The following is a 314-nucleotide window of genomic DNA, read 5'->3' as shown; positions in this document are numbered from 1 at the left end:
CCCGCGGTCGCCGGCCTGGAGGCGATGGCCCAGGCCGCCGCCTCCGTGCTCGGCGACCGGGACGGCTGGGAGTTCACCGACGTCGACCTGTCCGCGCCGGTGGTGGTGGACCACCGCGAACCGCGGGCCCTGCGCGTCGCGGCCCTGGCGCGCGACGAACCCGACCCGGCCGTGGACGTGGTGCTGCGCGACGGCTCCGACGGCTTCACCACCGACCGCTTCCGCGCCACCGCCCGCCCCGCCCCACCCCCGCCGCCCGCCGCTGCGCCCGCCGCCTCCGGCGCCGCCGCGCCGCCGGCCACGCTGCCCGCCGC

Annotated in this window: 1 protein-coding gene; it reads left to right on the top strand. The window is 82.2% G+C overall.

The features are described from left to right. Positions 1-314 (top strand): hypothetical protein (locus tag ACFXGA_RS28885; protein ID WP_378093184.1); only part of this gene is annotated, 314 nt, incomplete at both ends.

The sequence above is a fragment of the Actinosynnema sp. NPDC059335 genome, from assembly GCF_042752395.1.
Classification (GTDB): Bacteria; Actinomycetota; Actinomycetes; order Mycobacteriales; family Pseudonocardiaceae; genus Actinosynnema.
This window is presented reverse-complemented; position numbering and strand designations above follow the sequence as displayed.